A 20,677-nucleotide genomic window follows, 5' to 3' on the forward strand; every position below is an offset into this window, starting at 1 on the left:
CTGAGTTCGACTCAGGAATTTCAGGTCGCAGTACATCGCACAATCAACTCGGTCAGTCCCCTCGCCCCTCTGGGGAGAGGGTTAGGGTGAGGGGTCGATATCCCTGACTCAACAACCAACCCCGAACCACCCGCCCCTGCTCCGAGGTCAACCCCGCCAACGCCTGCTCCGCTGGTTCACGCCACAACCGCCGCACCAACGGCGCCAACTCAACCCCCTGCACATGCCAGATCCCCAGCGGCTGATCCGCCGTGATCACCACCTCGGCCTCATCCACAAACCCATCCCGCAACACCGGTGCCCGCTCAATTCGCAACGACGCAAAATCCGCCTCAGCATGCGCCACTTCCGCATCCGGCCATTGCCGCCGCGCCTGCCAGAACGGCTGTTCCCGCCAGCGCTGTTCATCCGCATAAAAATCCCGGCCGATCCGGGCGAAACGCAAAAACAACTGCTCCACCCGCTGCTGATGAAAACGCTGGGCCAACGCCGCCCGCTCGGGTTTGCGCAAGAGAGTGTTGATCACCGTGGGCGCCTGTAACGCCGAGGACAGGGACTGGAAAATCCCGTTGCCCGACAACGGGTCCACCGCCATCGCCGCATCGCCCACCCGAATCCAGTTATCGCCACACACCTGCGGGCTCAAGATCGCGGTGCTGCTGCGGGCGTGAAGTTGCAGATCGGTTTCCGGTCCATCACCAAAAAACGCTCGGGCCACTGCGGAATCCAGGCGCCGCTGACGACAGTAATCGAGCAACATCGCCTTGCCCGGTAACGCAGCGCTGGCCACGTCCACCGTCCATTGCCAATAACACTGACCGTCCGCCCGGCGCGCCATCCACGCCCAGCCGTCCTCCAGGCTTTCCACGGCGCTGGCGGTGTCGCCCGGCGCTGTCTGCCAGCGGTTGAGCAGGCTGACCGTCTCCGGCCCGCGCAGGCCTTTGCCGAGGGCAGGCGCTGAACGCCCGCGAGCCTCCACCAGGAAATCCGCAACCAGCGTTTCGCGCCCTTCGATCTCGACCCGATGCCCCGCCGCTGAGGACTGCACCGTCAGCACCCGCCCCTCGATCAACTCGACCCCAGCCGCACGCAAATCCTCGCGCAGGCCTCGATCAAAGCTCGGACGATCCAGCAAAAATTCGATGTTCTGCGCATGCTGCTGACCGTTCCACGACACTTGCCGCTGGGAGGGCAACGCCGCGTCTACCAAGGCGTGGTTCAAGCCCGCGCCACGCAAGGCATCGAGCACCCGCACGGAAACCCCTTCCAGTGCGGCAAAGCGTCGCCATTCACAGACCAGCGTCACCGGGTAACCGAGCCGACGCAGCCCCAAAGCCACTGCCGCGCCCGCAGGTCCGGCGCCAAGAATCAGGATCACGGGCCGAAGCGCCGTTCAGGGCCGCGATACCGGGCGTGATCCCGCAGCCATTCGATGACATGTTGATTGCTCGCCTCCGGATGCGCGACGAGGAAACCGGCAATGTGCCCGCTCAACGCCGCGCAGCCCAGACTGGCGCCAGACTGGCCCGGATACGTCCCGTGCACACACGCCGCGAAATCCGCCTGGGCGCTGTTGAGCCACGACCATTCGTTTTCCGCGCAACGTGCATCGCCAGTGACCCGCAGCACCTGTGGATAATTCGCCGGATACACGCCCTCGCCCTGGGCCGGACTCGACGCGCAAAGCAACACACCCCGCGCCACCGCCGCCGCACAGGCTTCGCGTAACAGGCTGCGATCCTGGCGCAAGCCGAGGCTCAAATTGATCAGCCGCACGTCCTGGGTCACCAGCCAGTCAATCGCCGTGGCAATCTGCAACGCACTGGTGACGCCACGCTGATCGAACACTTGCGCCACGCAAAACACCGCCGCCGGTGCGCGCCGGCCGATGGCCTCGATCACCGCACTGCCGTGGCCGAGTGGATCGTCGCGCAAGTCACTTTCCGCCAGCCCATCCTCCAACAGAGAAAACCGCCGCCCCGCGACCACCTGCACCCGTTGCGCCGCCGAGTGACCGCTGTCCACCACGCCAACTCGCAGTTCAGGCTTCATGCAGCACCGTTTTCGAAATGAGCACGCCGTTGAGCAATTCGAAGCGCAGATCGGCGTCTGCGAGGGTCGAGGGGCGATGGCTGATCAGGATGCGCGTGCGTCCGGCGAACAGTCGGTCGATGGCTTCGATCACTTCCCGTTCGGTGGCTTCATCCACCGCCGACGTGGCTTCGTCGAGCACCAGGATCAACGGATCCTGCAACAAGGCGCGGGCGATGGCGATCCGCTGTTTCTGCCCGCCGGACAACTGCTGGCCGCGCTCGCCCAACGGACTGTCGAGGCCTTCGGGCAAGGACGCGATCAGACTGTCGAGTTGCGCCAACCGCGCCACTTCGGCAATCGCCTCGCGACTGGCATCCGGCACCGCGTAAGCGAGGTTGTCCGCGAGGCTGCCGCGAAACAGCACGATGTCTTGACTGACAATCGCAATCCGTCGGCGCAGCTCGAACAGGTCCAATTCCCGCAGATCGATCTCACCGAGCAACACCCGGCCGGATTGCGGATCGTGATGCCGTTGCAGCAGGTCGATCAGGGTGGATTTACCCACACCGGAGCCGCCGCTCAGGGCGACTTTCAAGCCGTAAGGAATGCGCGCGTCGATCCCGCTTAACGTACTCGGACGCCCCGGATGGCTGAAATGCACGTCGTCGAAACGCAGCTCGCCGGAGCTTGGCATCGGCTGCGGCGCAACCGGTGTGAGCACGGTGGGTTCTTCGCCGCGCAACTCCATGACGCGCCCGAGACTGACGGTCATTCGCTGGATCGCCACATACAGCCCGAGCAAACTCTGAACCGGCCCCACCGCCATCCCAAGGTAGGTGGAAAACGCGATCAACGCACCGAGTTGCCAAGTGCCCTGCACCACCCAGTAACCGCCGATCAAAAACGCACAGGCCCGGGACAACGACGTCAGCGTGCCCGGCACGGCCTGGGTGAAAAATTCGGTGACTTGCAGGCGCAGCAACTGACTCATATAGCCTTGGCCCAGGCTCTCCAGACGTCGCGCCTCACGCTGTTGCTGACCGGCAGACTGGATGAATTTCATCACCGGCAAGGTCTCGACCATGAACGACGACATGTCCGCCGAACGCTCGCGCAACTGCCGCACATCGCGCTCGACCTTGCGCCGCATCCAGCGCAGCCACAGCACGTCGAGGGGAATCAGCACCAGCGCCAGCAGCGAGAGTTTCCAGGACAGGGTCAACAGCATCGCGATGGAGAAGTCCAGGCCGATTACGCTCGATACCGCCGAGAACAGCGAGTCCACGGCAAAGCGCTGGATCTCCGCGACGTCACCGTCGAGGCGCGACATCAAATCGCCGATGCGCCGCAGGCCGTAGAAGCTCGGCGACAAGGTTTGCAAATGCCGATACAGGTCATCGCGCAGGGCAAACAGAATCCGCCCGGACAAGCGCGTGTGCAGGTAACGGTTGATTCCCGACAGCGCGGTGCCGAGCAGACCGGCGACGATCATTAACCCGGCGATCAGCACCAGCACCGGAAAATTGCGCCCCAATAAGCCATCGTCGATCAGCAGTTTGGTCAGCCAGGGTTGCACCAGCACCAGCAACGACGCGCAGACCGACAACCCGAGCAGCCCGGCAATCGCCAGTCGATGCGGGCGCACGAAGCTGTACAGCCAACGCAACGCCGCTTGCAGGGCTTGCGGGTTCGGGCTGTCGATCAGTCGCACGATCAGGCGCTGCATCACAGGCGCAACTGTTTGAGTTTGCGGTACAGGGTCGCGCGGCTGATGCCGAGGGCGTCGGCGGCGGCCGAGACGTTGCCCTGATGCGCGTCCAGGGATTGGCGGATCAGCTCCAGTTCGTTTTCACGGATGCTGCCGGCCTGGGGGCGCTCGGTGGCGGTCAGGTCGTCGAGCATGCTGTCGGGCAAATGGTCGAGGGTGAGCACGCTGTCGCCCGCCTCGCGCATGGCCAACGCCGTGCGCAACACCATTTCTAACTGACGGATGTTGCCCGGCCAGTGATAGCCGCCGAGCAGTTTGCTCAGGTCGTCATGCAGGGTGACCGTCGGGGCGTCGAGTTTTGCCAGCAAGCGACCGACCAGACCGCTGAAATCCTCACGTTCGCGCAGGGCCGGAAGCATCACGCTGATGCCGTTGACTCGGTAGAACAGGTCTTCGCGAAAGTGTTTGTCTTCCACCAGGCGCTTTAGATCGCGGTGGGTGGCGCAGATCAGCGCGACATCGATGTCCTGCTCTTCGCCGGCACCCAGTGGCGCGACTTTGCGATCCTGCAACACCCGTAACAACCGCGCCTGCAAGGCCAGCGGCATGTCGCCGATTTCATCGAGGAACAAGGTGCCGCCGTGGGCCTGTTGCAGGCGTCCGACCATGCCGCCACGGCGGGAACCGGTGAACGCGCCTTCGCGGTAGCCGAACAGTTCCGACTCGATCAGGCCTTCAGGAATCGCCGCGCAATTCACCGCGACAAAGGGCTTGTCGCAGCGGGTGCCGGCCATGTGCAGGGCGCGGGCGATGACTTCTTTGCCGGTGCCAGTTTCGCCGAGCAGCAACACCGGCAACTCGTTGGCCAGGCCTTGGCGGGCCATGCGCAAGGCGCGGGCATAACGCACGTTGCTGCCGGCCAGGGATTCCAGATCCGGTTGCGGTTTGGCCGGTTTGGCCGTCGGGCGCGGCGTGGTGCCGACGTTGATCGAACGCTGGGGCGCGCGCAGGGTTTTGTAGAAGAATTCACCCTTGGCGGTTTGCAGGCTGCCGACGCCACCCTGTTGTAGTCGCGCCAGCAATTGCAGTCCATCGACGCCCAGAAACTCTTCGCAGCGATGCCCGACCAATGCCGAACGTTCGGCGTGCAGCAACTGACAGGCCTGGGCGCTGACCGCCAGGATCTGTCCGCCTAGGCTCACCGCCAACAGGCCCTGCCACGGGGATTCGAGGTACTGCCGACGGCTGTGGAAGGCGAGGACGATCTGGTCTGGATAGCTGGCGTTGAACACTCGGCTTTCGATCTGGCTGACCGCCATGGCCAGCAGCGCGGTGCTGTCGTGGACGCGGCCGAGGGGGCCTTCGCGGGTCAGGTCGAGGACGCCGAGGATGTCGCCTTGGGGGCAGTGAATCGGCACCGAGGTGCAGGAGAAATCGCTCAGGCGATCCAGGTAATGTTCGCCACAATCGATCAGGGTCGGCCGGGCTTCCACCAGCGCGGTGCCGAGGGCGTTGGTGCCGCGCGCGGCTTCGCTCCAGCAGGCGCCGAGGGTGATGTCTTGCAGGCCGGAGCCCTTGAGACGATCGGCCCGGCCCTCGACGGCGAGGATGGTCGCGTCGGAGTTGGCGAGGATGATCAGGCCTTCCTTGCCCTGGCGCTCGGCCAGGTAGTCGATGGCCGGCATCGCGGCGTCGATCAGCAAGCGGTTGCTCGCCAGCAATACTTCGAGGCTGGCGCTCGATTCCAGGGTCAGCTCATGCTTGCCGTTGAAATGCACGCCATGGCTGAGGCTGCGCCGCCATGAGGCATCGATTTCCGCACGCAATACGCCATCGGGGACTTCGCCTTCGAGGTGAAGCTTTTCCCGGGCCAGCCGGGCTTCCTGATGGGGTTTGGGGTGTGTTGTTTTTATGAGTGTCATCAAGCGCTCCGCAGCGGTCCGCTTTGCGCTTTTTGAAATCAGCGCCGTGGCGTCAATCTTTACGTTAACGTCAGGGCGATGGCAAGAGCCGTAGGGCGCTTGTGTTGTATCTGGGGGACCGCGTTATCGTTCTTCGCGAGCAAGCCCGCTCCCACAGGGATCGAGCGGGCCGGGGATTCGCGCTTCGCCCTGTGGTGTATCCGGGGGACCGCGTTATCGTTCTTCGCGAGCAAGCCCGCTCCCACAGGGGATCGAGTAGCCCCATGGGAATGCGCTCACCTGTGGGAGCGGGCTTGCTCGCGAAGGCGATTGACCAGACACCCTCAATCTCAGAGCTGCCACACCTCGGCATTCACAAAAAACGCCCGGGCATTATCTTCAAGGCTCTCCAGGTGATACCCGCCCTCCTGCACAATCAGGCATGGCAACCCGAGGCTGCGAATCCGCTCGCCCAGCAGCGCAAAGCCTTCCCGGGTCACCGCCACTTTGCTTTGCGGGTCCAGTTCAAAAATATCGAAGCCCAGCGACAGCACCAGTACCTCGGCGCCGAAGTCCTTCACCGCCGCAAGCGCCACCTCAAGTTGCCCGAGGAAATCCGCCTCGCTGGCGCCATGGGCCATCGGCAGATTCAGGTTGAAACCCTCCCCCGCGCCAACACCGCGCTCATCGGCAAACCCGGCGACACCGGGGTAGAAGTTGGTCGGATCGCCATGCACCGAGACGTACAGCACGTCCTCCCGATCATAGAAAATCTCTTGAATGCCCTGACCGTGATGCATGTCGGTATCCAGCACCGCCACCCGCGCAAATCCGTCGCGCAATACCTGGGCCGCCACCGCCGCGTTGTTCACATAACAGAAACCACCGGCCGCTTCGACTCGGGCATGGTGACCCGGTGGACGGCACAAGGCATACGCCGCCGGCTCGCCATCGAGCAACGCCTGGGCGCCGGCAATTGCGCTTTGCGCCGACCAATAGGCCGAGCGCCAGGTCTGCTCGCCCACCGGGCAACTGCCATCCGCCAGATAACGCGCGGCCTGCGCGAGAATCCCGCGCAGGGCGTTGGGCTCCCGGACGAAGATGTTCGACATGACTTCATCGCCCCAATCCTCGGGGATTTCCTTCCAGCGTTGATGGGCTTCCTGCAGGAACGTCAGGTATGGCGCGCCGTGGACGGCGAGCAACGGCCCGAGTCCAGCGTCGGTTGGTTGCTCGACGCTGAAGCCCAGCGAATGCGAGGCCTGCACCAGACGCTGGGCGCGCTCGGGCACTTCCTGCGGCGTGCGCATCTGCCCGCGGGAGTAGTAGCTGCGGGGATGGTGGAGCAATTGTTCGGGGTGGAAAAAACTGCGCATGGGGTGAGTACCTGTCAGTTAGTCATAGATCTTGAAACCGAGTGCGCCCTCCTGTGGGAGCGGGCTTGCTCGCGAAAGCGGTGTGTCATTCAGCATTAATGTCAACTGATCCACCGCTTTCGCGAGCAAGCCCGCTCCCACATTGGGATTGGGGTTATTCAGTGATTTCGGCGCGGGCCAGGACAGCGTTGAGCAACACGTCCGTGCCCTGGCGCACATCCTCCGGCAACACATCTTCCGCTTCGTTATGACTCAACCCGCCCACGCACGGGATAAACACCATCGCCGTCGGGCAGTACCGCGCCAGGTGAATCGCGTCGTGCCCGGCGCCGCTGACAATCGATTGCTGAGCGTAGCCCAGGGCATCCACCGCGTGCTGCACCGCCGCCACGCATTCGGCGTCGAACGGTGTGGCCGGGCTGATCCAGTGCGGGGTGATGGTCAGTTTCAAGCCGCGACCGTCGGCAATCGCCTGGAGTCGTGCGCGGACTTGCTGCTCCATCGCCTCGATCGCCTCATCACGGTGATGACGCAAATCGACGGTGAAATTCACCAACCCCGGAATGGTGTTGCGCGAAGATTTATTGATGCTCAACTCACCGACCGTGGTCAGGCCTTCCGGGGCGAAATCCGTGGCCAACACTTCAATGGTCTGGATCATCCGCGCCGCACCATAGAGGGCGTCCTTGCGCAGTGGCATCGGCGTGGTGCCAGCGTGGGCGGCCATGCCTTCGACCCGCACGTCGAGCCAGCGAATCGCCTGGCCACCGGTGACCACGCCGATGCTCTTGGCATTGTCTTCAAGGATCGGGCCTTGCTCGATGTGCGCTTCAAAGTACGCATCCACCGCGCCGCCCAACGCACGCTCGCCGGCATAACCGCTGCGTTGCAGGGCCTCGGCAACGCTGATGCCGTCGATGTCACGCACCGCCAGCGCCGCGTCCACTTTCATGATCCCGGTAAACACCGCCGAGCCGAACATCGCCGGGGTAAAGCGCGCACCTTCTTCGTTGGTCCACACCGCCACTTCCAGCGGTTTACGGGTCTGGATGCCGAGGTCGTTGAGGCACCGCACCACTTCCAGACCGGCGAGCACGCCGTAGACGCCATCGAAGCGCCCACCTTCCGGTTGGGTGTCGAGGTGGCTGCCCATCATCACCGGCGCAGCGTCCGGGTCGGTGCCTTCGCGGCGGGCGAACAGGTTGCCGATGGCGTCCACGCTCAGGCTCATGCCGGCTTCGCGGCACCAGTGGGAAAACAGTTCGCGACCGGCCTTGTCTTCATCGCTCAGGGCCAACCGGCAGCTACCGCCCCGGGCCGTGGCGCCGATTTCGGCCATGGCCATCAGGCTTGCCCACAGGCGTTCACCATTAATCTTCAACATAAATTACTCCTGGAAAACGGGGATTAAGCGTTGGCCAATTCGACGCGTTCAGCGCTGGCATGACGACGGGCAAGGGACAAGACACAGATCAGCGAAGTCGCGGCGATCAGGCTGTAGAACACCGCCAGCGGCCACCATTGGCCGGCGAACTTGTGCGCCAGCATCGTGCCGATCAGCGGCGTCAGGCCACCGGCCACGGCACCGCAAATCTGATAGGCGAGGGAGATTGCGGTGTAGCGCACCCGCGTTTCGAACATGCCGCTGACGTACCCGGCGATCACCGCGTAGAACGAGGCCATGCACACCACCGCCAGGGCGATGCCGAGGATAATCAGCGGCGCCTGGGCCGAGCTGACCAGCACGAACATCGGGTACGGCGAGGCCATCGCCAGCAGCGCCATCAGGCAAAGGAAACGCGTTGCGCCGATCTTCTCCGCGACCCACGCCGCCAACGGCTGGATGCAGAACTGAATGATCGCCACCACAAACAGGCACTCGAGGATCAGCGAGCGCGGCAATTCAAGTTGCTGGGTGGTGTAGGCGATCATGAAGGTGTTGGTGAAATACACACCAGCGATCCCGAGGGTGTTGGCGCCGATGCACAGCAGCAGCGGACGCCACGCGGTGCGCAGCACTTCCATGACCGGCGCCTGTTCCTTGCGCGAGCTCTTGCTGGCGAGTTCACGGCTGGCGAGAAACTCCGGGGATTCATTCACACCGAGACGAATTGCCAGACCCACGATCAGCAACAACGAACTGGCGAGGAACGGCAAGCGCCAGCCCCAGCTCATCAAGTCGGCTTCCGGCAAACAAGTGACCGCGCTGAAGGCCAGCAGCGACAGGATCAACCCCGCCGGGCTGCCCAGTTGCGCGAAGGAGGCGAAGAAATTGCGTCGACCTTTCGGCGCATGCTCGCCCGCCATCAACACCGCCCCGCCCCACTCGCCACCAACGGCGATGCCCTGGACGATGCGCAGCAAGATCAGCAACACCGGCGCGGCGACGCCGATTTGTGCGTAGGTTGGCAGCAAACCAATGCACACCGTGACCACACCCATCATCAGCAAGGTGATGATCAATGACTTCTTGCGCCCGATGCGGTCGCCGATATGGCCAAAGATAATCCCGCCCAGTGGTCGCGCAAAAAAGCCCACGGCGAAGGTGCCGAACGCGGCCATGGTGCTGAACAGTTTGTCATCGGAAGGGAAGAACAGCGCGCCGAACACCAACGCAGCGGCGGTGGCGTAGATGTAAAAGTCATACCACTCGATCATGGTGCCGATGAAGGCTGCGGCTGCCGCACGGCGCGGCTGGGGCGAAGCTTGGGGCTTCATAGGTCGGGCTCCTTTGATTGTTTTTTTGGCAGGAGGAAATCGGAGGCATCAAGGCACTCTGGCGGCGCCTGTCTTGGGGTTGATTTATCGTCTCGGGGCTATGATTAGTCAATTTTCTATTTATTATGCAGACTATTACGCCAGCTTATAATCGAGAGCCCCATGGCCGAACGCGAAGTGCAACGCCTGCTCAATGACCGCCTCGACTGGAACCTGTTGCGCACCTTCCGGGTGATCGGCCAGGAGCTGAGCATCAGCCGTGCCGCTGCGCGCCTGCACCTGACGCAACCGGCGGTGAGCCAGGCGTTGAAGCGCCTGGAAGAACAACTGGGCAGGCAACTGATCGCCCGTCGCGGGCCACGGTTTGCCCTGACTGAAGTCGGTGAGCAGATTTTCGAACTGGCCGGGGAAATCTACGGGCAAATGTCGCAAGTCAGCAGCGTGCTGGAGCAACCGGCCGATGAAGTGATCGGCAAGGTGCGGCTGTTGATCATCAGCCGGATCTACTCCGAGCGTTTCGATGACTTCCTCGCCGACTTCCATCGCCAGCATCCGCGGGTGGATCTGGAGGTCGATGTGATGCGCAGTTCCGACATCGTCAGCGCCTTGCAGGAGAAAACCGCGACCCTCGGTTTGAGCCTCAATCGTCGCCCGCAACCGCGCCTGGAACAGCGGCTGTTCCTGCGTCAGCGCTATGCGTTTTTCTGCGGCAAGCACCACGCACTATTCGGACAGCAGGACGTCGCCGAAGGGGATTTGCAGCGCGAGAATTTCGTCAGTTTCACCAGCGACCAGATTGGCGGCATGCTCTCGCCGCTGACTATTTTTCGTGATCAGCAGGGTTTCAGCGGGCGCATCGTGGCGTCGTCGCCGAGCCTGGAAGAAGTCCGGCGATTGGTGATCGCCGGGTTCGGTATCGGCTGTTTGCCCGAGCACGTGGTGGCGGCGGATGTCGATGCCGGATTGCTCTGGCGCCTACCGCCCCACGAAGGGATTGCCGATGTGGACATTCATTTGCTGTGGAACCGCGAGCAGCGCATGAGCCGCGCGGAGACTTTGTTTATTGAGAGCTTGCAGGCGTGCCTGACGGCCTAAACGCGTAACACCTGCGCAACCGGCTCGCCTGAACGCAATCGCTCAAGCAGGCGTGGTTCGGCGTAATCGGAAGCCAGGGCTTGATCAATCACAGCGGCAGCCGCTGGCCAATCGAGAAACAGCACGCCGTTGTCGTCCGCCAGAACCAAATCCCCAGGGTTTACCGTGACGCCAGCGCAGTGGATCGGCTGATTAATCTGACTGTCGCCGCGACCGTGCAGCTTGGTCGTCAGCACACTAGTGCCGCGAGCGAACGCCGGCAATCCGGCTTCGCGCAGTTCCAGCAGATCGGTGACCGCGCCGTCCACCACAATCCCCACGGCACCGGCGCAGCTCGCCGCGCAACTGGTCACCGCGCCGACCGGAGCGTGTCGCCAGTCGCCACCGGTGTCGATCACCAGCACATCGCCGGGCTTGATCAGCGCCAAGGCCTGGTTGACCGCGATGGCATCGGCGCCGACCAGTTTCAGGGTCAGCGCACGACCGACCACTTTCACATTCGGCACCATGGCCCGCAGTTGCGAATCGGCGAAGCCTTCCTCCAGAAAATGCCCGAGGGTTGGAAAGCTCACGGCTTTTAGTTGCTCGATCAGTTTTGACTCATCCATTCTGCGGCTCCTTCGTAATCAACTCGGCGACACAATCGATTTCCAGCGACACGCCCCACAGCGCCACGCACACGGTGGTGCGAGCCGGCGGCGCATGGCCGAGGAATTCGCGATACACGGCGTTGAAGGGTTCGAGGTGCGCCGGGGCGGTGAGGTAGGCGTTGACCTTGATCACATGGCTGAAATCCGACCCGGCTTCAATCAGGATCGCCTCCAGGTTGCGCAAGGTTTGGCGCACTTGTTCGGTGAAATCGGCGGGTTGATCATCAAGGTCGCTTTGAGCCGGAATCTGCCCGGCGGTGAAAACCAGATGACCGCTGACCACCGCTTGAGAGTAAGGCCCGACCGGGCCGATAAAGCCTGGGGCGGATTGAATTCTGCGCATGCTGTCGAGCTCCTTTCAGGCTGCTGCGGATTTGAAGGGTTTGTTCGGCGCATCGGCGGTTTTTTCAACCGGGATTTCACTGATGTCGCGCTTGAAGGTCTCGGTCAGCAGCAACAGCGCCAGCAACGAAATCAACGCCGCGCCGATCATGTACCAGGCCACCGAAGACCCTTTGCCGGTTGCCGCCAGCAATGCCGTGGTGACAATCGGCGTCGCCGCACTGCCGAGCAGGCCGGACAACATGTAGCTGATCGACAACCCCGAGTAGCGCACCCGTGTGCCGAACAACTCGGCGAGGAAGGTCGCGATCGGCCCGTAGTTGGCGGCGAACGCGGTCATCAACAGCAGGTAGCCGAAGATCACCAACGGCAGCTCCTTGGTGTCCATCAACCAGAACATCGGGAACGCCACCAGGGCTTCCGCGACGATGCCGGCGACGATGATCGGCTTGCGTCCGTAGCGGTCCGACAGCGCGCCAAACACCGGCAACATGACGATGCACCAGGCGCAGGACAGCAACACCACACCGAGCATGGTGCTGCGGCTGAAGCCCAGATTCTGCGTGCCGTAAGTCAGGCCGAACGCGACGATGATGTTGAACGAAGCCCCGGTCGACATGGTGGCGATGCCGCCCAGCACCACTTGCTTCCAGTATTTGCGAAAGACTTCCGCCAGGGGCATTTTCACCTGCACTTCGGCTTCCTTGACCTTGTTAAAGGCCGGGGTTTCAGCGATGTTCAAGCGGATGTACAAGCCCACGGCGATCAACAACACGCTGGCCAGGAACGGGATGCGCCAGCCCCAGGCCAACAAGTCTTCCGGGGACAGGTACGCAGCGATCAACAGGAACGCCAGGTTGGCGATCATGGTCCCGGCCGGCACGCCGATCTGCACCCACGAGCCGTACAAACCACGCTTGTTGGCCGGCGCATGTTCCACCGCCATCAGCACCGCCCCGCCCCACTCGCCGCCCAGCGCCAGGCCTTGAATCACCCTGAGCAACAGCAACAGGATCGGCGCCCAGATGCCGATGGCCGCGTAGTTGGGCAACAGACCAATGGCGAAAGTCGCGGCACCCATGGTCAGCAGCGAAATCAGCAACATCGACTTGCGTCCCAGTTTGTCGCCGAAATGCCCGAACAAAGCCGCGCCGACGATGCGCGCCAGATACGCCGAGGCGAACGTGCCGAAGGCCAGCAATGTGCCGATCAACGGCACGAAATCCGGGAAGAACACTTTGTTGAACACCAGCGCCGAAGCGGTGGCGAAGACAAACAAGTCGTACCATTCCACGGTGGTGCCGATGACACTGGCCACGGCGACTTTTTTCATGCTGATTGCCACTTCCGGCGGTGCGCCGGACTTTTCTGCGGACGATAGATCGCTCATCACTGACTCCAGGAATTGGTTTAATTGTTTTTTACTGGCAGTAAATCGTTTAAGAGTGAGGGATTGTTGTTATGCCTCGCCCAACTCAGTGGGCGCGTTTGTTGTTAGTAACCGAGTGTTCGGTCGGCGCAATTCAATAGCGGTTCATCGGCGTTCAAGCGGCGGAAGTTCTCCGCGACTTGTTCGGCGATACAGTCGTGGGACGCGGCCGAGGCCATGTGTGGCGTGACGGTGACGCCGGGCATGCGCCAGAGACGATGATCGACTGGCAGCGGTTCTTGTTCGAATACATCCAACAAGGCGCCGCGCAGTTTTCCTTGTTTCAGGGCTTGTTCGAGGTCGTCGATATTCAAGTGACCGCCGCGACCACAATTGACCAACGCGGCGCCATTCGCCAGATGTTCAAAAGTGCTATTACCGAGAATGCCGCGAGTCTCGCTGGTCAGCGGCAACAGGTTGATCAGCAACTCGACGCCATCGAGAAACGGGTTCAGTTGTTCGGCACCGGCGAAGGTCTGGACACTGTTCAGATCCTTGCGACGACGCGCCCAGCCACGAACGTCATAACCGGCGGCGGCCAGGTCCTCGGCAATTGCGCTGCCCAACGAACCCAGCCCCATGACTCCGACCTTGAACTGCCCCGCCGCCCGTTGCAGCGGTCGTTCCCAATGCTGTTGGCGCTGCTGTTCCAGCACCTGATCGAAGCCACGGTGATAGTGAATCACCGCCCAGCGCACGTACTCGGTCATCCCTTGACGGTGGCCGGGATCGACCACTCGACACACCGGCAAGTCCGGGCACGACGAGTCATGTTCCAGGTGATCGATACCGGCGGCCACCGAGTGGATCACTTGCAGGTTCGGCAATGCCGCGAGGCTGCCCGGCAACGGAAACCAGCACGCGGCGATTTGCGCATTTTTGGCCAGCGGATCATCCGCCAGCACGGTGTTGAGTTGCGGCGCGCTGCGGGCAAACGCGGCTTGCAGTTGTTTGAGCAACAGGGTGTCGCGGGACAGCAGGACCACGGTATTCATGAAAGATAGGACTCGCGCTGGGATTCGATCAGGGTCAGTGCGGCCTCCCAGGCCAGGTCGATGATGTTGTCCTGTTCATCACGGTCAAACTGTTCGGCGGTGTGGGCGCAGACTTCCGGCGACGGGTAATGCAACGCCGAACCACCGGCCAGCGCGGCCACTTGCGCCTGACAGGCACGCTCCAGAAAGTGGATTTCCTGGAACGCCTGGGCCACGCCGGAGCCGCCGACCAGCAAACCATGATTGCGCAGGATCATCGCCCGGTGCGGTCCCAGATCAGCGATCAAACGCTCGCGCTCATCCAGCGACAGCGCGATGCCTTCGTAGGTGTGATAGGCCAACTTGCCGTAGAACTTCAGCGCGTGTTGACTGATCGGCAACAAACCCTGCTTCTGCGCTGCGACTGCCATGCCCGCTGCGGTGTGGGTGTGGATCACGCAGTTCAGATCCGGGCGGGCCATGTGGATCGCCGAGTGAATAACGAACCCAGCGGCGTTGACCCGATGCCCTGCGTATTCGGGATCGACATTGCGCCCGTCCTGATCAATGCGCACCAGGTCTGAGGCGCGCATGCGGTCGAAAATCACCCCGTAGCGATTGATCAGGAAATGATGCTCAGGCCCTGGAATGCGCAGGGTGATGTGGGTGTCGATCAGGTCGGTCATGCGAAAGTGCGCGACCAGCCGATACAGTGCCGCCAGTTCGCAACGGGCTTGCCATTCAACCGGGTCGATGTGTGCAGGTTTACTCACGAATACACCTCTTTAGCAGCGTGGGTGGCGACCGGGTTGGCGCGCAGGCGGGCCAGGCCGCAAACACCGATCAAGGACAGGGCCGAGAGCAAGGTGAAGAACACCGCCAGCGGCCACCATTGTCCGGAAAACTTGCTCGCCAGCAGGGTGCCGATCAGCGGCGTGGTGCCGCCGGCCAGGGCGCAGCTCAACTGGTAAGCGATGGAAATCCCCGAGTAGCGCAGGTGCACCGGGAACGCCTGGGTCATGTACCCGGCAATCACCGCGTACAGCGCCGAGAGGATCACCACCGCCAACGCAATGCCGACGGTCATCAGCACAATGTTTTGCGTGCCGACCAGCAGGAACATCGGGTACGGCGTGACCATGCACAGCAGCGCGACGAGTTTGAGGAAGCGGCCTTCGCCGATGCGTTCGGCCAGCAGTGCCGAGAGCGGTTGCGAGAGCAACTGAATGACGGTCACCAGAAACAGGCAGTCGAGGATCGTCGAGCGCGCGATGCCTTGGTATTGGGTGACGTAGGTGATCATGAAGGTGTTGGTGAAGAAGAACCCGGCCGAACCGATGGTCACGGCGGCAGCGGCGAAGAGGATCTGCCGCCAGCAGGTGCGGATCACGTCCTTCACCGGGTATTTCGCGGTTTCATTGTTGTCCCGGGCCTTGGCGAACTCCGGGGATTCATGCACGCCGGAACGGATCATCAGGCCGACCATCATCAGCACACCGCTGGCGAGGAACGGCAGGCGCCAGCCCCAGGCGAGGAAGTCTTCCGGCTCAAGGGAGGTCACCAGACGAAAGGCAATCAACGCCAACAGCAAACCCGCCGGGCTGCCGAGTTGGGCGAACGAGGCGTAGAAGGTTTTGCGCTTGGCCGGAGCGTGCTCGCTGGCCATCAGCACCGCCCCGCCCCACTCGCCGCCGACGGAAATCCCCTGGATCAGGCGCAACACGATCAAACCGACCGGCGCCCAGATGCCGACGCTGGCGTAGCTTGGCAACAAACCGATGCCGGCGGTGGCCAGGCCCATCAGCGCCATGGTCACCAGCAGCATTTTCTTGCGGCCCAGGCGATCCCCCAGGTGACCGAAGACCATGCCGGCCATGGGGCGGGCGATGAAGCCGACGGCGAAACTGCCGAAGGCGGCCAGGGTGCTCATCACCGGGTCACTGCTGGGAAAGAACACTTGCCCGAGCACCAGCGCTGCCGCGGTGGCGTAGATGTAGAAGTCGTAGAACTCGATGGTCGTGCCAATGAAGGCAGCGGCCGCGGCGCGTCGCGGTTGAGGGGTAGTGTGCATGCAAGGACCCTGTGTATTTATAGTTTTGGGCAGGTACTGAAGGCTGTTTACGGTTGCACTCTGTGGCGCTTGTGGGCTTTATCGCTTCCGTGCCAGGATTAGTCAATTTTCAAATTCTTATCTTTACTATTAGCTGTGCTACTACATGGACTTGTCATGACTTCAACTAACCCTTGGGTCGGCCGGCGCTTTTTGAATGATCGTCTCGACTGGAACCTGCTGCGCACCTACCTAGTGATCGGCCAGGAAGGCAGCATGAGCCGCGCCGCTGCGCGTTTGCACATCACCCAGTCAGCGGTCAGCCAGGCGCTGAAACGTCTGGAAGAACAATTGGAATGTGTGTTGATTGCCCGCAGCGGGCGGCGCTTTGATCTGACGGAAACCGGGGAAGAAGTCCTGCGTATCGCGGCGGATATCTACGGCGATATTTCCCGTTTGGGCACGGTGGTAGAAAGTCGGCATGACGATGTGGTGGGCAAGATTCGCATCCTCACCGTCAGCGGCGTGCAGGCGCGGCACTACGATGAATTCCTCGCGGACTTCCATGAAACCCACCCGAAAATCGAGCTGGAAGTCGAGGTGATGGGCAGCTCGAACATCATCAGTTCGTTGCTGCAAAAGACCGCGACCATTGGCGTTGGGCTGTGCCGACTACCCCAGCCACGGCTGGAGCAACGGGTGCTGTTCCGCGAGCGTTATGCGTATTTTTGCGGCCAGCGTCATCGGCTGTTCGGGCAGGAGAACCTGCCCCTGGAACAGCTAGCGGCGGAGAACTTCGTGAGCTTCACCAGCGATCAACTGGGCGGCAATCTTTCGCCTCTGACGCTGTTTCGCGACGAGCAAGGCTTTACCGGCAAGATCGTCGCCTCCTCCACCAGTTTCGAAGAGATTTACCGCTTGATCTGCGCAGGGTTCGGGATTGGTTGTTTGCCGGTGCACTTGGTGCGGCGAGATGTCGAGCAGGGCTTGCTCTGGCGTTTGCCGCCGGAAGACGGCGTGGTGGATTTCGATATCCAGCTGCTGTGGAATCGCGAACAGAAGATGACTCAGGCGGAAACGGTGTTCCTGGAGAGCTTCCAGCACATGCTCAGCATCCGTGAGCCTGTGCTGTGAAGCCTCTCGGGTTTAGACGTGGGGATCGCCCGGTGGTTTGGCGGGCGTGGCGTATTGCGGCTTGAGATGGCCGTCCTGGTCGAGTAGCCAGGCGTCCATGATCTGCCGCACCACAGGACCGGCAACGCGACCACCGGCCTCGCCGTTTTCGATCATCACCGAAATGACAATCTTCGGATGTTCGGCCGGGGCGAAACCGACGAACAGTGCGTTGTCGCGGTTACGCTCCAGGGTTTTCGCCCGGTTGTAACGCTCGCCCTGCTTGATCGCCACCACCTGCGCGGTACCACTCTTGCCGGCGATGCGGTATTGGGCACCCACCGCCGCTGCCCGGGCAATCCCGCGCGCGTCGTGCATCACCATCTGCATGCCGTGGTTGACCTGTTCCCAATCACGCGGATCCTTGAGCAGGATGTTCGGCATCGGGTTCTCGTCCACTGGCGCTACGCCGTCGACGGTCTTGGCCAGGTGCGGTCGGTTCCACACGCCTTTGTTGGCAATCAACGCGGTGGCCTGGGCCAGTTGCAATGGCGTGACCTGCATGTAGCCCTGACCGATGCCGAGGATCACGGTTTCGCCAGGGAACCACGGCTGACGGCGGGTCGCGCGTTTCCAGGCCTGGGATGGCATCAGACCGGCAGACTCTTCGAACATGTCCAGGGACACTTTCTCACCGAGCCCGAACATCGCCATGTAGTCGTGCAGCCGGTCGATGCCGAGCTTGTGCGCCAGGTCGTAGAAGTAGGTGTCGTTGGAGCGCATGATCGCCGCGTCCATGTCCACCCAGCCATCGCCGCTGTGGTTCCAGTTGCGGTATTTGTGATCGAAGTCCGGCAGTTGGTAGTAACCGGGGTCGAAGACGCGGGTCTGTGGAGTGACCACGCCGGAATCGAGGCCAGCAATCGCTACTTCCGGCTTGATGGTCGAGCCCGGCGCATAGAGGCCGCGCAGGACGCGGTTGAACAGCGGCCGGTCGATGGAGTCGTGCAGCGCCGCGTATTCCTTGAAGCTGATGCCGGTCACGAACATGTTCGGGTCGAAGCTTGGCTTGCTGACCATGGCCAGCACTTCGCCAGTCGACGGATCGAGGGCGACCACCGAGCCACGGCGATCTCCCAGGGCATCCTCGGCGGCTTCCTGAAGGTGAACGTCCAGGCTCAGGACGATATTTTTGCCGGGTGTCGGATCGGTGTGCTTGAGTACGCGCAACACGCGGCCCTGGGCGTTGGTTTCGACTTCTTCGTAACCCACGTGGCCGTGCAACTCGGACTCGTAGAATTTTTCGATACCGGTCTTGCCGATGGATTGGGTGCCGCGATATTCCACCCCATCCAGGGCCTTGGATTCTTTCTCGTTGATGCGACCGACGTAACCGATCGAGTGCGCAAAATGCGCGCCCATCGGGTAGTGGCGAACGAACTGCGGCTCGACATCCAGCCCCGGCAGGCGGAATTCGTTGACCGCGAGGACGGCGATCTGCTGTTCGGTGAGTTCGTAGAACAAAGTCACCGGGACGAACGGGTGCCGAGCCTGTTTCATGGCCTTGTCGAACAACGTGCGGTCTTCAGACGGCAGGTGCAGGAGGTTGACCACCTCGTCCAGCTCTTCTTTGACGTCGGAGGCGCGTTCGCGGGTGATGGTCAGGTTGAAACTGGGACGGTTGTCCGCCAGGACCACGCCATTGCGGTCATAGATCAGCCCTCGGGTCGGGGTGATTGGCAAAACGTGGACGCGGTTGTTTTCGGAGATGGTCGAGTGGTAATCGAATTCGACCACTTGCAGCACGTACATGCGCACTACCAGCGCGCAAGTGATGGCGACCACAAACAAGGCGCAGGCCATCAGTCTTTTATTGACCAGGCGCGTCTCTTTTTCGTGATCCTTGATCGGTATCGGTTCGGGCATTTCTGCAGCAGCTCTTTGACTATGAAGGGGGGCCGATCCTCGGCGTTGTCATCAGTCCATTAAAAAACGAGCTGCACCATACCAAAAATGACGCCGGCACTTTAGCGCGATTTCCTCGAACGGTTGTCCTTGAGGGCCAAAACGACGGTCGGACGTGTTGAGCGATGTAATGTACTCGTGCGTTTTACTCAAGATTGATATTCCCATTCATGCATTTTTCTTGCAGATAGGCCTATGGATACTGGGTGCATGACATTCCCTTTCTGGAGTTTTTTATGCACTCGCGTTTTCAACGATTACTGGGCTCGAACGGGTTTTCCATTGGGCTTGAATTGCCGCTGGATAACGATTGGTCCAGCGATGACCAGCGACTACGAACGGCTGAGGGCAGGCCTTTCGGCGTTCCCGATCTGAAGCAGCATGCGGCGATGGCACGTTTGGCCGACAAGGCCGGGTTTAGCGCCCTGTGGGTGCGCGATGTACCGGTTTATGACCCGAATTTCGGCGATGCGGCCCAGGTGTTTGAAGTCTTTTCGTACCTGGGTTATTTGGCGGGGATCACTGACAACATTATGTTGGGGACGGCTGCGGTGGTGCTGCCCTTGCGTCAACCCTGGCTGACGCTCAAGGCTGCCAACAGTGTCGATGAACTGAGTGACGGACGCTTGCTCCTTGGCGTGGCCAGTGGTGACCGTCCGATGGAATATCCATTGTTTGGCGTGGATTACGCTCAGCGCGGCGAGATCTTTCGCGATACGGTTGAGTTGTTGCGTAGCCAGGGTGAAGGTCGCTTGCCTGAGGGTGCGCGGTTGCTGCCTGAGCGTGATCAGGCGGTGCCGCTGCTGGTGGCGGGGCTTGGCCAGCAGTCTCCGGCCTGGATTGGTGAGCATATGGACGGTTGGCTCGCCTACCCTGGAACGCCGGATGAGCATCGTCGTCGAGTCGGGTTATGGCGAGAAGTCGGTGGTGATAAGCCTTACATCAGCTTTGTTCATTTGGATCTGGAGGCGAATCCGTATGCGCCGATGCGACGTGTGCGTTTCGGTGGGAGTTGCGGGCGGCTTGCATTGATTGATGAGCTTCAGGCTTTGCGTGATGCAGGTGTGCAGCATGTGGGCCTGCATATGCGTCGTAGCGAACGACCGGTGGCGGAAGTGATTGAGGAGATCGCGGAACACGTACTGCCGATGTTTCACTGACGGTGCGGTGTTGGTAACCAGGGATGGCCATTGGGCTGTCCCTTTTTTATCGCCACTTTTCTGCAGGAAAAACAAAACCCCTACCTGCATACGCAGATAGGGGTTTCGGAATTTAATCTTGACGATGACCTACTCTCACATGGGGAAACCCCACACTACCAT

At 61.7% G+C, this 20,677-nt stretch carries 17 protein-coding genes; 3 read left to right on the plus strand and 14 right to left on the minus strand.

Translation table 11 applies throughout. The features are described 5' to 3' along the window. Positions 1–52: 52 nt before the first annotated feature. From ACIQY3_RS32135 to ACIQY3_RS32165, 7 genes are all read right to left on the minus strand, one after another. Entirely contained in the window at positions 53–1,378 is a 1,326-nt protein-coding gene (locus ACIQY3_RS32135) for a tryptophan 7-halogenase (protein WP_403028125.1), read from the minus strand. Next, entirely contained in the window at positions 1,375–2,052 is a 678-nt protein-coding gene (locus ACIQY3_RS32140) for a S8 family serine peptidase (RefSeq protein WP_403028128.1), read from the minus strand. Before ACIQY3_RS32140 ends, ACIQY3_RS32135 begins: the two co-directional genes overlap by 4 nt. Further along, a complete protein-coding gene (locus ACIQY3_RS32145; protein WP_403028131.1) occupies positions 2,042–3,760 on the minus strand; it encodes an ABC transporter ATP-binding protein in 1,719 nt (572 codons plus the stop codon). The genes ACIQY3_RS32140 and ACIQY3_RS32145 overlap by 11 nt, the downstream gene beginning before the upstream one ends. Continuing rightward, entirely contained in the window at positions 3,760–5,664 is a 1,905-nt protein-coding gene (locus tag ACIQY3_RS32150) for a sigma-54-dependent Fis family transcriptional regulator (protein ID WP_403028134.1), read from the minus strand. The genes ACIQY3_RS32145 and ACIQY3_RS32150 overlap by 1 nt, the downstream gene beginning before the upstream one ends. A gap of 329 nt (positions 5,665–5,993) precedes the next feature. Then, on the minus strand, positions 5,994–7,019 hold the full coding sequence (locus ACIQY3_RS32155) for a histone deacetylase family protein (protein WP_403028138.1): 1,026 nt from the start codon (positions 7,017–7,019) through the stop codon (positions 5,994–5,996). A gap of 154 nt (positions 7,020–7,173) precedes the next feature. Beyond that, positions 7,174–8,403 (minus strand): Zn-dependent hydrolase, encoded by a 1,230-nt coding sequence (locus ACIQY3_RS32160; protein WP_403028141.1) that lies wholly within the window; start codon positions 8,401–8,403, stop codon positions 7,174–7,176. 23 nt (positions 8,404–8,426) lie between these two features. Continuing rightward, positions 8,427–9,737 (minus strand): MFS transporter, encoded by a 1,311-nt coding sequence (locus tag ACIQY3_RS32165; RefSeq protein ID WP_403028143.1) that lies wholly within the window; start codon positions 9,735–9,737, stop codon positions 8,427–8,429. A gap of 162 nt (positions 9,738–9,899) precedes the next feature. On the opposite strand from ACIQY3_RS32165, the gene ACIQY3_RS32170 reads away from it, so the two are divergent. Beyond that, positions 9,900–10,832, plus strand: a complete 933-nt coding sequence (locus tag ACIQY3_RS32170) for a LysR family transcriptional regulator (RefSeq protein ID WP_403028146.1) — start codon at positions 9,900–9,902, stop codon at positions 10,830–10,832. Here ACIQY3_RS32170 and ACIQY3_RS32175 read toward each other — a convergent pair. The 6 genes from ACIQY3_RS32175 to ACIQY3_RS32200 all read right to left on the minus strand — a co-directional run bounded on the left by ACIQY3_RS32175 (position 10,829) and on the right by ACIQY3_RS32200 (position 16,298). Next, complete coding sequence (locus tag ACIQY3_RS32175) at positions 10,829–11,440, minus strand: RraA family protein (RefSeq protein WP_403028149.1); 612 nt, start codon at positions 11,438–11,440, stop codon at positions 10,829–10,831. The two genes, ACIQY3_RS32170 and ACIQY3_RS32175, sit on opposite strands and share 4 nt — an antisense overlap. Next, positions 11,433–11,825 carry a RidA family protein gene (locus tag ACIQY3_RS32180; protein ID WP_403028152.1) on the minus strand — a complete coding sequence of 131 codons (393 nt, stop codon included), beginning with the start codon at positions 11,823–11,825 and terminating at the stop codon, positions 11,433–11,435. The genes ACIQY3_RS32175 and ACIQY3_RS32180 overlap by 8 nt, the downstream gene beginning before the upstream one ends. 15 nt (positions 11,826–11,840) lie before the next feature. Continuing rightward, positions 11,841–13,214, minus strand: a complete 1,374-nt coding sequence (locus ACIQY3_RS32185) for an MFS transporter (RefSeq protein WP_403028155.1) — start codon at positions 13,212–13,214, stop codon at positions 11,841–11,843. 104 nt (positions 13,215–13,318) lie between these two features. Beyond that, complete coding sequence (locus tag ACIQY3_RS32190; protein ID WP_403028158.1) at positions 13,319–14,248, minus strand: 2-hydroxyacid dehydrogenase; 930 nt, start codon at positions 14,246–14,248, stop codon at positions 13,319–13,321. Continuing rightward, positions 14,245–15,000 carry a class II aldolase/adducin family protein gene (locus tag ACIQY3_RS32195; protein WP_163913343.1) on the minus strand — a complete coding sequence of 252 codons (756 nt, stop codon included), beginning with the start codon at positions 14,998–15,000 and terminating at the stop codon, positions 14,245–14,247. The genes ACIQY3_RS32190 and ACIQY3_RS32195 overlap by 4 nt, the downstream gene beginning before the upstream one ends. Next, a complete protein-coding gene (locus ACIQY3_RS32200) occupies positions 14,997–16,298 on the minus strand; it encodes an MFS transporter (protein WP_403028163.1) in 1,302 nt (433 codons plus the stop codon). The genes ACIQY3_RS32195 and ACIQY3_RS32200 overlap by 4 nt, the downstream gene beginning before the upstream one ends. 156 nt (positions 16,299–16,454) lie before the next feature. Here ACIQY3_RS32200 and ACIQY3_RS32205 point away from each other — a divergent pair, with 156 nt between their 5' ends. Further along, complete coding sequence (locus ACIQY3_RS32205) at positions 16,455–17,411, plus strand: LysR family transcriptional regulator (RefSeq protein ID WP_403028168.1); 957 nt, start codon at positions 16,455–16,457, stop codon at positions 17,409–17,411. 12 nt (positions 17,412–17,423) lie between these two features. On the opposite strand, the gene mrdA is transcribed toward ACIQY3_RS32205, so the two are convergent. Then, positions 17,424–19,316 carry a penicillin-binding protein 2 gene (gene mrdA / locus ACIQY3_RS32210; protein ID WP_403028170.1) on the minus strand — a complete coding sequence of 631 codons (1,893 nt, stop codon included), beginning with the start codon at positions 19,314–19,316 and terminating at the stop codon, positions 17,424–17,426. Between the two features lie 275 nt (positions 19,317–19,591). On the opposite strand from mrdA, the gene ACIQY3_RS32215 reads away from it, so the two are divergent. Continuing rightward, positions 19,592–20,515, plus strand: a complete 924-nt coding sequence (locus tag ACIQY3_RS32215) for a TIGR03571 family LLM class oxidoreductase (RefSeq protein ID WP_403028172.1) — start codon at positions 19,592–19,594, stop codon at positions 20,513–20,515. The last annotated feature ends 162 nt before the right edge of the window (positions 20,516–20,677 follow it).

This window comes from Pseudomonas sp. NPDC096950, assembly GCF_044762525.1.
GTDB lineage: Bacteria > Pseudomonadota > Gammaproteobacteria > Pseudomonadales > Pseudomonadaceae > Aquipseudomonas.

Coding starts and splice junctions, on each gene's coding strand:
- ACIQY3_RS32140 (WP_403028128.1), bottom strand. CDS start 2,052: ATGAAGCCTGAACTGCGAGTTGGCGTGGTGGACAGCGGTCACTCGGCG.
- ACIQY3_RS32145 (WP_403028131.1), bottom strand. CDS start 3,760: ATGCAGCGCCTGATCGTGCGACTGATCGACAGCCCGAACCCGCAAGCC.
- ACIQY3_RS32150 (WP_403028134.1), bottom strand. CDS start 5,664: ATGACACTCATAAAAACAACACACCCCAAACCCCATCAGGAAGCCCGG.
- ACIQY3_RS32155 (WP_403028138.1), bottom strand. CDS start 7,019: ATGCGCAGTTTTTTCCACCCCGAACAATTGCTCCACCATCCCCGCAGC.
- ACIQY3_RS32160 (WP_403028141.1), bottom strand. CDS start 8,403: ATGTTGAAGATTAATGGTGAACGCCTGTGGGCAAGCCTGATGGCCATG.
- ACIQY3_RS32165 (WP_403028143.1), bottom strand. CDS start 9,737: ATGAAGCCCCAAGCTTCGCCCCAGCCGCGCCGTGCGGCAGCCGCAGCC.
- ACIQY3_RS32170 (WP_403028146.1), top strand. CDS start 9,900: ATGGCCGAACGCGAAGTGCAACGCCTGCTCAATGACCGCCTCGACTGG.
- ACIQY3_RS32175 (WP_403028149.1), bottom strand. CDS start 11,440: ATGGATGAGTCAAAACTGATCGAGCAACTAAAAGCCGTGAGCTTTCCA.
- ACIQY3_RS32180 (WP_403028152.1), bottom strand. CDS start 11,825: ATGCGCAGAATTCAATCCGCCCCAGGCTTTATCGGCCCGGTCGGGCCT.
- ACIQY3_RS32185 (WP_403028155.1), bottom strand. CDS start 13,214: ATGAGCGATCTATCGTCCGCAGAAAAGTCCGGCGCACCGCCGGAAGTG.
- ACIQY3_RS32190 (WP_403028158.1), bottom strand. CDS start 14,248: ATGAATACCGTGGTCCTGCTGTCCCGCGACACCCTGTTGCTCAAACAA.
- ACIQY3_RS32200 (WP_403028163.1), bottom strand. CDS start 16,298: ATGCACACTACCCCTCAACCGCGACGCGCCGCGGCCGCTGCCTTCATT.
- ACIQY3_RS32205 (WP_403028168.1), top strand. CDS start 16,455: ATGACTTCAACTAACCCTTGGGTCGGCCGGCGCTTTTTGAATGATCGT.
- mrdA (WP_403028170.1), bottom strand. CDS start 19,316: ATGCCCGAACCGATACCGATCAAGGATCACGAAAAAGAGACGCGCCTG.
- ACIQY3_RS32215 (WP_403028172.1), top strand. CDS start 19,592: ATGCACTCGCGTTTTCAACGATTACTGGGCTCGAACGGGTTTTCCATT.